Genomic DNA, 11,671 nt, shown 5'->3' with positions numbered 1-11,671 from the left:
CTGCCATGTTACGTACAATCAACTTCATGGGCGTCCGCAATTTTGCGTTCGGCGTCACCGTATTCCTGACCTTGCTGGCAATCTTCAGCGTGTTCCACAAGGGCATGAACTGGGGTCTGGACTTCACCGGCGGTACGCTCATCGAGCTGACCTACGAGCGTCCGGCCGATGTCACCAAGGTGCGCGAGCAGCTGGTTTCTTCCGGTTATCACGAAGCCGTCGTACAGAACTTCGGCGCGACCACCGATCTGCTGGTACGCATGCCGGGTGAGGACCCGCAGTTGGGCCATCAGGTGGCGGAAGCGCTGCAGAAGGTCGGCGGCGACAACCCGGCGACCGTCAAGCGCGTCGAGTTCGTCGGCCCGCAGGTCGGTGAAGAGCTGCGCGACCAGGGCGGCATGGGCATGCTGCTGGCGCTCGGCGGCATCCTGATCTACCTGGCTTTCCGCTTTCAGTGGAAGTTTGCGGTCGGCGCCATCGTGTCGCTGATCCACGACGTGATCGTGACCGTGGGTATCCTGTCGTTCTTCCAGATCACCTTCGACCTGACGGTGCTGGCGGCGGTACTGGCGATCATCGGTTACTCGCTCAACGATACCATCGTCGTGTTCGACCGGGTGCGTGAGAACTTCCGTGTTCTGCGCAAGGCCACGCTGATCGAGAACATCAACATCTCGACCACGCAGACCTTGCTGCGGACCATTGCGACCTCGGTTTCGACCTTGCTGGCGATCGCGGCGCTGCTGTTCTTCGGCGGTGACAACCTGTACGGCTTCTCCCTGGCGCTGCTGGTGGGTGTTCTGGCGGGTACCTACTCGTCGATCTACATCGCCAACGTGGTACTGATCTGGCTGAACCTGTCGACGGAAGACCTGATTCCGCCGGTCAACACCGAGAAGGAGGTCGACGACCGTCCATAACGGCCGTCGTTTTCCCGGTTGTCAGTCAAAAAAGACGCGAGTTGAACTCGCGTCTTTTTTTTTGCTCCAAGGCTGGGAGAAGCGCGGGCGCGTCCCGCATGTGATGGTCAGGAGGTTCATGTGAACAAGTCGTTGCTGGTTGGTGCGGTATTGGGTGCTGTCGGTGTGACTGCCGGGGGTGCTGTTGCCACCTACAGCCTGGTTAAAAGCGGCCCTGAGTATGCGCAAGTGCTGGCCGTAGAACCGGTCAAAACACAGATCAAGACTCCACGTGAAGTGTGCAAGGATGTGACAGTGACCCGGCAGGCGCCGGTCAAGGATCAACACCAGATTGCCGGCACCGTGGTCGGTGCGCTGGCAGGTGGTCTGCTGGGTAACCAGATCGGCGGCGGCACCGGCAAGAAGATTGCCACGGTGGCCGGTGCGGTCGGTGGTGGTTACGCCGGTAACAAGGTTCAGGAGGGTATGCAGGAGCGTGATACCTACACCACGACTCAGACTCGCTGTAACACGGTGAATGACATCAGCGACAAAGTCGTGGGTTATGACGTCCGATATTCGCTGGACGGCAAGGAAGGCAAGGTGCGGATGGATCGTGATCCGGGCAACCAGATTCCGGTCGACAAGGAAGGCAAGCTGATCCTGTCGCAGAACGAGCCGGGCCAGTGACTGGTTGACGGCTTATAAAAAAAGCACCCTTCGGGGTGCTTTTTCATGCCCATAAAAAAACACCCCGAAGGGTGTTTTTTTTGGTTTCGCGAAACGCTTAGCGCTTCAGCGAGGCCGGCAGGTGCGGCTGGATCGCCGTCAGAACTGCCTTGAAGCATTTGGTGTTGCCGGCAACGACGTGGCCCTTCTCAAGGAAATCGTGACCGCCGGTGAAGTCGCTCACCAGGCCGCCTGCTTCCTGAATCAGCAGGGCGCCAGCAGCCATGTCCCACTCGGACAGGCCCGACTCCCAGAACGCGTCGAAACGGCCGGCGGCCACGTAAGCCAGGTCCAGGCTCGCCGAACCGGCGCGGCGGATGCCGGCAGTCTGGCCAACCAGGGCGCGGAACATGCCCAGGTAGTTGTCGAGGTTGTCCATCTGGTCGTCACGGAACGGGAAACCGGTGCCGAGCAGAGCGCCGTCCAGGCTGGTACGACCGCTGACACGCAGGCGACGACCGTTCAGTTGAGCGCCGCGACCACGGCTGGCGGTGAATTCTTCCTGGCGAACCGGATCCAGAACAACAGCGTGTTCCAGGCGACCACGATATTTGCAGGCAATGCTGACAGCGAAGTGAGGAATGCCGCGCAGGAAGTTGGTGGTGCCGTCCAGCGGATCGATGATCCACAGGTATTCTTCGCCTTCGATGCCGGTGCCGGCGTGCAGGCCGGTCTCTTCACCCATGATCGAGTGATTCGGGTAAGCCTTGCGCAGAGCGTCGATGATTTTCTGTTCGGCGGCGCGATCGACCTCGGATACGTAATCCTTGGCGTCTTTTTCGTCGACCTTGATGGTATCCAGGCGCTCGATGGAGCGGAAGATCAGTTCACTGGCGCTGCGGGCGGCGCGCAGCGCGATATTCAGCATGGGCTGCATGGATGTGTCACCTAAGGTTGTTAAAGAAAGCCGCGCATTCTATCAGAACTTTTCTTCAGGTGAAGGTCGCTGTTCGCTTTCATAGCTTAACGGTAGGCTGTTCTGTAAGATTTGCACCCCTTTGCCGAGTCCGAGAGCGCCCGCCGTGCTGCAAAATATTCGTGTCGTCCTGGTCAATACCAGCCATCCGGGAAACATCGGCGGGACCGCGCGCGCCATGAAAAACATGGGCCTGTCGCGTCTGGTGCTGGTTGATCCGCGCGTCTTTCCGCATCACGAAGCCGATGTCCGCGCTTCCGGTGCCGGTGACATCCTTGAAAACGCGCAAGTCGTCGCCACCTTGGAAGACGCCCTGGTCGGTTGCAATCTGGTGCTCGGCACCAGTGCCCGTGACCGGCGCATTCCCTGGCCATTGCTGGACCCGCGCGAGTGCGGAACCAAAGTGGTCGAGGAGGCAGGGCAGGGCGCGGAAATCGCGCTGGTGTTCGGTCGTGAAGATTCCGGCCTGACCAATGACGAGCTGCAGCGATGTCACTATCACGTGCACATCCCCTCCGATCCTGAGTTCAGCTCGCTGAACCTCGGGGCGGCGGTGCAGGTGTTGAGTTATGAAGTGCGCATGGCGTGGCTGGCTGCACAAGGTCAGCCGACCAAGATCGAGAAGGAAGAAGTGGCCTCCGTGAAAAGCGCCGAACTGGCGACCATGGATGAGCTGGAGCGGTTCTATGAACACCTGGAGCAGACCCTGGTGGCCATCGAATTCCTCGATCCGGAAAAACCGCGGCACTTGATGGCGCGCCTGCGCCGGTTGTACGGACGCAGCTCGGTCAGCCGGGCGGAAATGAATATTTTGCGTGGCATCCTCACGGAAACCCAGAAAGCGGCCCGTGGCGAGCTCCTTAAGCGGAAGGATTAATGATGTTCGAGCGTTTGCGTGAAGATATCCAGAGCGTATTCCACCGAGACCCGGCGGCGCGTAACGCTTTTGAAGTCCTGACCTGCTACCCCGGCATGCATGCGATCTGGATTCATCGACTGGCCGGCATGCTCTGGCGCAACGATCTGAAATGGCTGGCGCGGCTGGTGTCGAACTTCGGTCGCTGGCTGACCGGGATCGAGATCCATCCGGGCGCCAAGGTCGGTCGACGCTTCTTCATCGACCACGGCATGGGCATCGTGATCGGCGAAACCGCTGAAATCGGCGATGACGTGACGATCTATCAGGGCGTGACGCTCGGCGGTACCAGCTGGAACAAGGGCAAGCGTCACCCGACCCTCGGCGATGGCGTGGTGGTGGGAGCGGGTGCGAAGGTGCTCGGTCCGTTCACTGTGGGTGCCGGCGCCAAGGTCGGTTCCAATGCCGTGGTCACCAAGGAAGTGCCTCCGGGTGCCACCGTGGTGGGGATTCCGGGGCGGATCATCGTCAAGTCCGATGACGAGGCCGACGCCAAACGCAAGGCGATGGCCGAGAAGATCGGCTTCGATGCCTACGGCGTCAGCGAAGACATGCCCGACCCGGTGGCGCGCGCCATCGGCCAGTTGCTCGATCACCTGCAAGCGGTGGATGGGCGTCTGGAGGGGATGTGCGGTGCGCTGAAGGATCTGGGCAGTAATTACTGTGCGAAAGATCTGCCCGAGCTGCGTGAAGAAGACTTCGCCTGCGTCAAGGGTAAGGACGAATCCAAGCTCCACTGACGCACTTGCAGGGCTGCTGCCAACCGGTGTGCCATTAGGCCGCAGACCCTGCTATCATTCGCGCGCTCTTTTGCGGGTAAACCCGACTAAAGCACTAGGTCTTATAGTTGACTTAAATGCTCGGGAATTGCATACTCCCGCCCATTCCGAACTCCGTGGTAATTGTCCATGCGACTGACTACAAAAGGCCGATACGCCGTGACCGCCATGCTTGACCTGGCGTTGCACGCGCAACACGGGCCGGTGTCCCTGGCCGATATCTCCGAGCGCCAAGGCATCTCCCTGTCCTATCTCGAACAGCTTTTCGCCAAGCTGCGCCGCAGTAACCTGGTTTCCAGTGTTCGCGGTCCGGGCGGTGGCTACCAGTTGTCCCGCGACATGCAGGGCATCCAGGTGGCTCAGGTGATCGATGCGGTGAACGAATCGGTCGATGCAACAAAATGCCAGGGCCAGGGCGACTGTCACTCCGGTGACACCTGCCTGACCCATCACCTGTGGTGCGACCTGAGCCTGCAGATTCACGAATTTCTCAGCGGTATCAGCTTGGCCGACCTCGTAACTCGCCGTGAGGTGCAGGAAGTGGCCCAGCGTCAGGATCAGCGTCGTTGCAATGGCAAGGCGCCGCGCCTGGACAAGATTGAAGCGTCCGCCGTCGAATGACAGCCAGAGAGCTAGCGGCACGCCAGCCAGCCTGATTTAGGAGATAGTCCATGAAATTGCCGATTTACCTTGATTACTCTGCGACCACCCCGGTCGATCCGCGCGTTGCGCAAAAAATGAGTGAATGCCTGCTGGTCGACGGAAACTTCGGTAACCCGGCGTCCCGTTCCCACGTGTTCGGCTGGAAAGCCGAAGAGTCCGTCGAAAACGCCCGTCGTCAGGTGGCCGATCTGGTCAACGCCGACCCGCGTGAAATCGTCTGGACCTCCGGTGCCACCGAGTCCGACAACCTGGCAATCAAGGGTGCGGCACATTTCTACGCCTCCAAGGGCAAGCACCTGATCACCTCCAAGATCGAACACAAGGCTGTCCTCGACACCATGCGCCAACTGGAGCGTGAAGGTTTCGAAGTCACCTACCTCGATCCGACCGAAGATGGCCTGATCACCCCGGCCATGATCGAAGCCGCGCTGCGCGAAGACACCATCCTGGTGTCGGTAATGCACGTGAACAACGAAATCGGCACCGTCAACGACATCGCCGCCATCGGCGAGCTGACTCGTTCCAAGGGCATCCTGTTCCATGTCGACGCCGCTCAGTCCACCGGCAAGGTCGAAATCGACCTGCAGAAACTGAAAGTCGACATGATGTCGTTCTCCGCCCACAAGACCTACGGCCCTAAAGGCATCGGCGCGCTGTACGTCAGCCGCAAGCCGCGTGTGCGCATCGAAGCGACCATGCACGGCGGCGGTCACGAGCGCGGCATGCGTTCCGGTACCCTGGCGACCCACCAGATCGTCGGCATGGGTGAAGCGTTCCGTGTGGCCAAGGAAGACATGGCTGCCGAAAACGTCCGTATCAAGGCGTTGAGCGACCGTTTCTACAAGCAGGTCGAGCACCTGGAAGAGCTGTACGTCAACGGCAGCCTGACCGCACGCGTTCCGCACAACCTGAACCTGAGCTTCAACTACGTTGAAGGTGAGTCGCTGATCATGGCGCTCAAGGATCTGGCGGTTTCGTCCGGTTCGGCCTGCACCTCGGCGTCGCTTGAGCCTTCGTACGTACTGCGCGCCCTGGGCCGCAACGACGAACTGGCACACAGCTCGATCCGTTTCACCTTCGGCCGCTTCACCACCGAAGAAGAAATCGATTACGCCGCGCAGAAAGTCTGCGAGGCCGTTACCAAGCTGCGCGCTCTGTCGCCGCTGTGGGACATGTACAAAGACGGCGTCGATATCTCGAAGATCGAGTGGGCGGCACACTAAATATAGAAGCCGCCGGATACAGATCCTGTAGCGACGCGGCGGTTTACGCAGCGCAGTTGCAGGGTCTCAAGAGCGGCCCTGATGAGTGAGGATTGAGAATCATGGCTTACAGCGAAAAGGTCATCGACCACTACGAAAACCCGCGTAACGTCGGCAAGATGAACGCGGAAGATCCTGATGTCGGCACCGGCATGGTCGGCGCTCCGGCGTGCGGCGACGTGATGCGTCTGCAAATCAAGGTCAACGATCAGGGCGTTATCGAAGACGCCAAGTTCAAGACCTACGGCTGTGGTTCGGCTATCGCCTCCAGCTCCCTCGCTACCGAGTGGATGAAAGGCAAGACCCTGGACGAAGCTGAAACCATCAAGAACACTCAGCTGGCCGAAGAACTGGCCCTGCCGCCAGTGAAAATCCACTGCTCGGTTCTCGCTGAAGACGCCATCAAGGCGGCCGTTCGCGATTACAAGCAGAAGAAAGGCTTGATCTGACTTTCAAGATTTGGCGACGAGTAAGGAGTCAACGATGGCTATCAGCATGACAGAAGCGGCTGCTCGACACGTGCGGCGCTCCCTCGATGGGCGCGGCAAGGGTGAAGGGATTCGTCTGGGTGTTCGCACCACGGGCTGTTCCGGCCTTGCCTACGTGCTGGAGTTTGTCGATGAGGTGGTTGCAGAAGATCAGGTGTTCGAAAGTCACGGCGAGAAAGTGATCATCGACCCGAAGAGCCTGGCCTACCTCGACGGCACCGAGCTCGACTTCGTCAAGGAAGGGTTGAACGAAGGCTTCAAGTTCAACAACCCCAACGTACGCGGTGAATGTGGCTGCGGCGAAAGCTTCAACATCTGAGGCTTGTCGTGGGTATTCCTTGTCATTTCGCTTTATTCGAGCTGCAGCCGGGCTTCCGTCTGGATCTTGAGCAGTTGGCCACGCGCTATCGCGAGCTGGCGCGCGCCGTTCATCCTGACCGCTTTGCCGATGCTTCCGAGCGCGAGCAGCGGTCGGCGCTCGAGCAGTCTGCACGGCTCAACGATGCCTACCAGACGCTCAAGAGTCCGGCCCAGCGTGCACGCTACCTGCTGACCATCAGCGGGCATGAAGTGCCGATGGAAGTCACCGTCCACGATCCCGAGTTTCTTCTGCAGCAGATGCAATGGCGCGAAGAGCTCGAAGATCTGCAGGACAGTGCCGACCTGGCCGGTGTCGCGGCGTTCAAGCGTCGCCTGAAAACCGCCCAGGAAGAGCTCAACGAAAGCTTCGCAGCCTGTTGGGATGATGCAGCGCAGCGCGAACAGGCCGAACGCCTGATGCGGCGCATGCAGTTCCTCGACAAGCTCACCTACGAAGTGCGCCAGTTAGAAGAGCGCCTCGACGATTAACCCAGTGCCGCTCCGGTCGCACGCCTGATATACAGATAAGTCCTGATCACGATGGCCCTACTGCAGATCGCCGAACCCGGCCAAAGTCCTCAACCGCACCAGCGTCGTCTGGCTGTGGGGATTGACTTGGGCACTACTAATTCGCTGGTCGCTGCGTTGCGCAGTGGTCTTTCCGAGCCGCTGGCCGACGCCGAAGGGCGGGTCATCCTGCCTTCCGCCGTGCGTTATCACGCCGATCGCGTCGAAGTCGGCGAGTCAGCCAAGCTGGCCGCATCCTCCGATCCCCTGAATACCGTGCTGTCGGTCAAGCGCCTGATGGGTCGTGGTCTGTCCGACGTCAAGCAATTGGGCGATCAACTGCCGTACCGCTTTGTCGGTGGCGAATCGCACATGCCGTTCATCGACACCGTGCAGGGCCCGAAAAGCCCGGTCGAAGTCTCCGCCGATATCCTGAAAGTATTGCGTCAGCGCGCCGAAGCCACCCTTGGCGGTGAGCTGGTGGGCGCGGTGATCACCGTTCCGGCGTACTTCGACGATGCTCAGCGCCAGGCCACGAAGGACGCGGCGAAACTTGCCGGTCTGAACGTGTTGCGTCTGCTCAACGAGCCGACCGCTGCGGCGGTGGCATACGGTCTGGATCAGCATGCCGAAGGCCTGGTCGCCATTTACGATCTGGGCGGCGGCACCTTCGATATTTCGATTCTGCGCCTCACTGGCGGTGTCTTCGAAGTCTTGGCAACCGGCGGCGACAGCGCGCTGGGCGGCGATGATTTCGATCACGCGATTGCCGGCTGGATCATCGAGAGCGCCGGTTTGTCCGCCGACCTCGATCCGGGCGCACAGCGTAGTCTGCTGCAAGCCGCCTGCGCAGCCAAAGAAGCCCTGACGGATGCCGACAGTGTTGAAGTTGCCTACGGCGACTGGAAAGCACAGCTGACCCGCGACGCCTTCGATGCGCTGATCGAGCCAATGGTCGCTCGCAGCCTGAAAGCCTGCCGCCGCGCCGTGCGCGATTCCGGCGTCGAGCTGGAAGACGTGCACGCTGTGGTCATGGTCGGTGGCTCGACCCGCGTTCCACGTGTTCGCGAAGCCGTCGCCGAAGCCTTTGGTCGTCAACCGCTGACCGAAATCGACCCGGATCAAGTGGTGGCCATCGGTGCTGCGATCCAGGCCGATACGCTGGCCGGCAACAAGCGTGATGGCGGCGAACTGCTGCTGCTCGACGTGATTCCGCTGTCCCTGGGGCTGGAAACCATGGGCGGCCTGATGGAGAAGGTGATTCCACGCAACACCACCATCCCCGTCGCTCGTGCCCAGGACTTCACCACTTATAAAGACGGCCAGTCGGCGATGGCGATCCACGTGTTGCAGGGCGAGCGTGAGTTGATCTCCGATTGTCGCTCCCTGGCTCGCTTCGAATTGCGCGGCATCCCGGCGATGGTAGCTGGTGCGGCAAAAATTCGTGTGACCTTCCAGGTCGATGCCGATGGTCTGCTCAGCGTCTCTGCCCGTGAGCTGGGTTCGGGCGTTGAAGCGAGCATCCAGGTCAAACCGTCCTACGGCCTGACCGACGGCGAAATCGCCAAGATGCTGAAAGATTCGTTCCAGCACGCCAATGACGACAAAGTCGCCCGCGTTCTTCGCGAGCAGCAGGTCGATGCCCAGCGCCTGATCGAAGCGGTGCAGGGCGCTCTGGAGGCGGATGGCGAGCGTTTGCTCGACGCTGAAGAGCGCATGGTCATCGAGTTGCAAGTGCAGGAACTGACCGAACTGATGAAAGGTACCGATGGGTACGCCATCGAGCAGCAGACCAAGCGTCTGTCGCAAGTGACCGATGCTTTTGCAGCCCGTCGTATGGATCAGACGGTGAAAGCCGCTCTGTCCGGGCGCAATCTGAATGAAATCGAGGATATCTGATGCCGCAGGTCATTTTTCTGCCCCACGAGAAGTTCTGCCCTGAAGGCATGGTTGTCGACGCAGCACCCGGCACGTCGATCCTCGAACTGGCTCACGAACACCACATCGAGATGGAAAGCGCCTGCGGCGGTGTCTGCGCCTGCACCACTTGTCACTGCATCATTCGCGAGGGTTTTGACTCGCTGGAAGAAGCCGACGAGTTGGAGGAAGATTTCCTTGATCGTGCCTGGGGCCTGGAAGCCCAGTCGCGCCTGGCCTGTCAGGCGATCGTCGGTGAAGAAGACATCACCGTCGAAATTCCGAAATATTCGCTTAACCATGCGGCCGAAGCGCCGCACTGACTGGTAAGACTGTCATGAGCTACGGTTGGAATGATGTTCAACGTATTGCAGAAGAGCTGGCGGAAGCCAAACCGGGTGTAGACCCGTTTTCTGTCAATTTCGTCGACCTGCAGCAATGGATCAAAGAGCTGCCGGATTTCGACAATACCTCTGGTCGTGTTGGCGAGAAGGTGTTGGAGGCGGTTCAGACTCTCTGGGCCGAAGAATTGGACTGATCGTCCTCGCAGGTTAGGCAATACCCAAGAACCCGCGTATAATTCGCGGGTTTAATTTTTCGCAAATTACCGTTTTTGGAGTTACACCATGGCTGTTCAACGTACTTTCTCCATCATCAAGCCTGACGCCGTTGCTAAAAACGTGATCGGCAAGATCACCACTCGCTTCGAAGACGCTGGCCTGCGCGTTGTAGCTTCGAAACTGAAGCAACTGTCCAAAGCCGAAGCCGAAGGCTTCTACGCTGAGCACAGCGCTCGTGGTTTCTTCGGCGACCTGGTTGCCTTCATGACTTCGGGTCCAGTTGTCGTTCAGGTTCTGGAAGGCGAAAACGCCATTGCTCGCAACCGTGAGCTGATGGGCGCTACCAACCCTAAAGAAGCTGCTCCAGGCACCATCCGTGCTGACTTCGCTGAATCGATCGACGCCAACGCTGTTCACGGTTCGGACTCCGAAGCCGCTGCTGCTCGCGAAATCGCTTACTTCTTCGCAGCTACTGAAGTAACCACTCGCTAAGCATTGGCTTAAAGAGTGAAGGTGAATCCATGACTACATCGACTGTTAAAACCAACCTGCTGGGTCTGACCCAGCCGGAAATGGAAAAATTCTTCGACTCAATCGGGGAGAAGCGTTTCCGTGCCGGTCAGGTAATGAAATGGATTCACCACTTTGGCGTCGATGATTTCGACGCCATGACGAACGTCAGCAAGGCCTTGCGCGAGAAGCTCAAGGCTGTTGCTGAGGTCCGTGGTCCCGAAGTGGTCAGCGAGGACATTTCCAGCGACGGCACCCGTAAGTGGGTGGTGCGCGTGGCGTCCGGCAGCTGTGTCGAGACCGTTTACATTCCCCAGGGCAAGCGCGGCACTCTGTGCGTTTCGTCCCAGGCAGGCTGTGCCCTGGACTGCAGTTTCTGCTCCACCGGCAAGCAAGGCTTCAACAGCAACCTCACCGCCGCCGAAGTCATCGGTCAGGTGTGGATTGCCAACAAATCCTTCGGCAGTGTTCCGGCTACCATCGACCGCGCCATCACCAACGTGGTGATGATGGGCATGGGCGAACCGCTGCTGAACTTCGATAACGTCGTGGCCGCCATGCATCTGATGATGGATGACCTGGGCTACGGGATCTCCAAGCGCCGCGTGACCCTGTCCACATCGGGCGTGGTGCCGATGATCGATGAGCTGGCCAAGCACATCGACGTATCCCTGGCGTTGTCCCTGCACGCACCGAATGACGCATTGCGTAACCAATTGGTGCCGATCAACAAGAAATATCCGCTTAAGATGCTGCTCGAGTCGTGCCAGCGCTACATGTCCGCCCTTGGCGAGAAACGTGTGCTGACCATCGAGTACACCTTGCTCAAGGACGTCAACGACAAGCTTGAGCACGCCGTGGAAATGATCGAGCTGCTCAAAGATATTCCATGCAAGATCAACCTGATTCCGTTCAACCCGTTCCCGCATTCCGGGTACGAGCGGCCGAGCAACAACGCCATCCGCCGGTTCCAGGATCAGCTTCACCAGGCCGGTTTCAACGTCACCGTGCGCACCACCCGTGGTGAAGACATCGACGCGGCTTGTGGTCAATTGGTAGGGCAGGTGCTGGATCGCACCCGTCGCAGCGAACGTTACATCGCCGTGCGCGAATTGAGCGCCGACAGCGATTTGGCACAGAACGCCGCGAACACTAACTAAGAGAG

15 protein-coding genes are annotated in these 11,671 nt (G+C 59.5%); 14 read left to right on the top strand and 1 reads right to left on the bottom strand.

Going from position 1 to position 11,671, the window contains the following annotated elements; translation table 11 throughout:
• Nucleotides 1-5 precede the first annotated feature (5 nt).
• Nucleotides 6-920 carry a protein translocase subunit SecF gene (secF, locus tag CAG25_RS07395; protein WP_007956694.1) on the top strand — a complete coding sequence of 305 codons (915 nt, stop codon included), beginning with the start codon at nucleotides 6-8 and terminating at the stop codon, nucleotides 918-920.
• Nucleotides 921-1,040: 120 nt separating this feature from the next.
• On the top strand, nucleotides 1,041-1,589 hold the full coding sequence (locus CAG25_RS07390; protein WP_007956693.1) for a glycine zipper 2TM domain-containing protein: 549 nt from the start codon (nucleotides 1,041-1,043) through the stop codon (nucleotides 1,587-1,589).
• Between the two features lie 97 nt (nucleotides 1,590-1,686).
• Here the strand turns inward: CAG25_RS07390 and suhB are convergent, their stop codons facing one another.
• Nucleotides 1,687-2,505: an inositol-phosphate phosphatase gene (gene suhB / locus CAG25_RS07385; protein WP_007941397.1), complete on the bottom strand. Its 819-nt coding sequence runs from the start codon at nucleotides 2,503-2,505 to the stop codon at nucleotides 1,687-1,689.
• A gap of 145 nt (nucleotides 2,506-2,650) precedes the next feature.
• On the opposite strand from suhB, the gene trmJ reads away from it, so the two are divergent.
• The 12 genes from trmJ (at nucleotide 2,651) to rlmN (ending at nucleotide 11,666) form a co-directional block, all read left to right on the top strand.
• Entirely contained in the window at nucleotides 2,651-3,421 is a 771-nt protein-coding gene (trmJ, locus tag CAG25_RS07380; protein WP_085610924.1) for a tRNA (cytosine(32)/uridine(32)-2'-O)-methyltransferase TrmJ, read from the top strand.
• A 2-nt stretch (nucleotides 3,422-3,423) separates the two neighbouring features.
• Nucleotides 3,424-4,200 (top strand): serine O-acetyltransferase, encoded by a 777-nt coding sequence (gene cysE, locus CAG25_RS07375; protein WP_007956691.1) that lies wholly within the window; start codon nucleotides 3,424-3,426, stop codon nucleotides 4,198-4,200.
• A gap of 168 nt (nucleotides 4,201-4,368) precedes the next feature.
• Nucleotides 4,369-4,860 carry a Fe-S cluster assembly transcriptional regulator IscR gene (iscR, locus tag CAG25_RS07370; RefSeq protein ID WP_007956690.1) on the top strand — a complete coding sequence of 164 codons (492 nt, stop codon included), beginning with the start codon at nucleotides 4,369-4,371 and terminating at the stop codon, nucleotides 4,858-4,860.
• Nucleotides 4,861-4,910: 50 nt separating this feature from the next.
• The gene (locus CAG25_RS07365; RefSeq protein ID WP_064599246.1) at nucleotides 4,911-6,125 is read left to right on the top strand and encodes an IscS subfamily cysteine desulfurase; all 1,215 of its coding nucleotides are present in this window, start codon (nucleotides 4,911-4,913) and stop codon (nucleotides 6,123-6,125) included.
• 101 nt (nucleotides 6,126-6,226) lie between these two features.
• The gene (iscU, locus tag CAG25_RS07360; RefSeq protein WP_003227907.1) at nucleotides 6,227-6,613 is read left to right on the top strand and encodes a Fe-S cluster assembly scaffold IscU; all 387 of its coding nucleotides are present in this window, start codon (nucleotides 6,227-6,229) and stop codon (nucleotides 6,611-6,613) included.
• A 34-nt stretch (nucleotides 6,614-6,647) separates the two neighbouring features.
• Complete coding sequence (gene iscA, locus CAG25_RS07355; RefSeq protein WP_003227904.1) at nucleotides 6,648-6,971, top strand: iron-sulfur cluster assembly protein IscA; 324 nt, start codon at nucleotides 6,648-6,650, stop codon at nucleotides 6,969-6,971.
• A gap of 8 nt (nucleotides 6,972-6,979) precedes the next feature.
• Complete coding sequence (hscB, locus tag CAG25_RS07350) at nucleotides 6,980-7,501, top strand: co-chaperone HscB (RefSeq protein WP_085610923.1); 522 nt, start codon at nucleotides 6,980-6,982, stop codon at nucleotides 7,499-7,501.
• Between the two features lie 51 nt (nucleotides 7,502-7,552).
• Entirely contained in the window at nucleotides 7,553-9,418 is a 1,866-nt protein-coding gene (gene hscA, locus CAG25_RS07345; protein ID WP_085610922.1) for a Fe-S protein assembly chaperone HscA, read from the top strand.
• Nucleotides 9,418-9,759 (top strand): ISC system 2Fe-2S type ferredoxin, encoded by a 342-nt coding sequence (fdx, locus tag CAG25_RS07340; protein WP_007956685.1) that lies wholly within the window; start codon nucleotides 9,418-9,420, stop codon nucleotides 9,757-9,759. Before hscA ends, fdx begins: the two co-directional genes overlap by 1 nt.
• Nucleotides 9,760-9,773: 14 nt before the next feature.
• A complete protein-coding gene (gene iscX / locus CAG25_RS07335; RefSeq protein ID WP_008084655.1) occupies nucleotides 9,774-9,974 on the top strand; it encodes a Fe-S cluster assembly protein IscX in 201 nt (66 codons plus the stop codon).
• 88 nt (nucleotides 9,975-10,062) lie between these two features.
• Complete coding sequence (ndk, locus tag CAG25_RS07330) at nucleotides 10,063-10,488, top strand: nucleoside-diphosphate kinase (RefSeq protein ID WP_039765715.1); 426 nt, start codon at nucleotides 10,063-10,065, stop codon at nucleotides 10,486-10,488.
• Nucleotides 10,489-10,517: 29 nt separating this feature from the next.
• Nucleotides 10,518-11,666, top strand: coding sequence for a 23S rRNA (adenine(2503)-C(2))-methyltransferase RlmN (gene rlmN, locus CAG25_RS07325; RefSeq protein ID WP_007964428.1), 1,149 nt, complete (start codon nucleotides 10,518-10,520; stop codon nucleotides 11,664-11,666).
• Nucleotides 11,667-11,671: the final 5 nt, after the last annotated feature.

It is taken from the genome of Pseudomonas sp. B16(2017), from assembly GCF_002113205.1.
GTDB lineage: Bacteria > Pseudomonadota > Gammaproteobacteria > Pseudomonadales > Pseudomonadaceae > Aquipseudomonas > Aquipseudomonas pharyngis.
Note: the sequence above shows the minus strand (reverse complement) of the source record. Positions and strands in the feature narration are given on the sequence as shown.

Bases quoted from the DNA above. Each gene is read 5' to 3' on its own strand.
- secF (WP_007956694.1), top strand. From the start codon at position 6: ATGTTACGTACAATCAACTTCATGGGCGTCCGCAATTTTGCGTTCGGC.
- suhB (WP_007941397.1), bottom strand. From the start codon at position 2,505: ATGCAGCCCATGCTGAATATCGCGCTGCGCGCCGCCCGCAGCGCCAGT.
- cysE (WP_007956691.1), top strand. From the start codon at position 3,424: ATGTTCGAGCGTTTGCGTGAAGATATCCAGAGCGTATTCCACCGAGAC.
- iscR (WP_007956690.1), top strand. From the start codon at position 4,369: ATGCGACTGACTACAAAAGGCCGATACGCCGTGACCGCCATGCTTGAC.
- CAG25_RS07365 (WP_064599246.1), top strand. From the start codon at position 4,911: ATGAAATTGCCGATTTACCTTGATTACTCTGCGACCACCCCGGTCGAT.
- iscU (WP_003227907.1), top strand. From the start codon at position 6,227: ATGGCTTACAGCGAAAAGGTCATCGACCACTACGAAAACCCGCGTAAC.
- iscA (WP_003227904.1), top strand. From the start codon at position 6,648: ATGGCTATCAGCATGACAGAAGCGGCTGCTCGACACGTGCGGCGCTCC.
- hscA (WP_085610922.1), top strand. From the start codon at position 7,553: ATGGCCCTACTGCAGATCGCCGAACCCGGCCAAAGTCCTCAACCGCAC.
- fdx (WP_007956685.1), top strand. From the start codon at position 9,418: ATGCCGCAGGTCATTTTTCTGCCCCACGAGAAGTTCTGCCCTGAAGGC.
- iscX (WP_008084655.1), top strand. From the start codon at position 9,774: ATGAGCTACGGTTGGAATGATGTTCAACGTATTGCAGAAGAGCTGGCG.
- ndk (WP_039765715.1), top strand. From the start codon at position 10,063: ATGGCTGTTCAACGTACTTTCTCCATCATCAAGCCTGACGCCGTTGCT.
- rlmN (WP_007964428.1), top strand. From the start codon at position 10,518: ATGACTACATCGACTGTTAAAACCAACCTGCTGGGTCTGACCCAGCCG.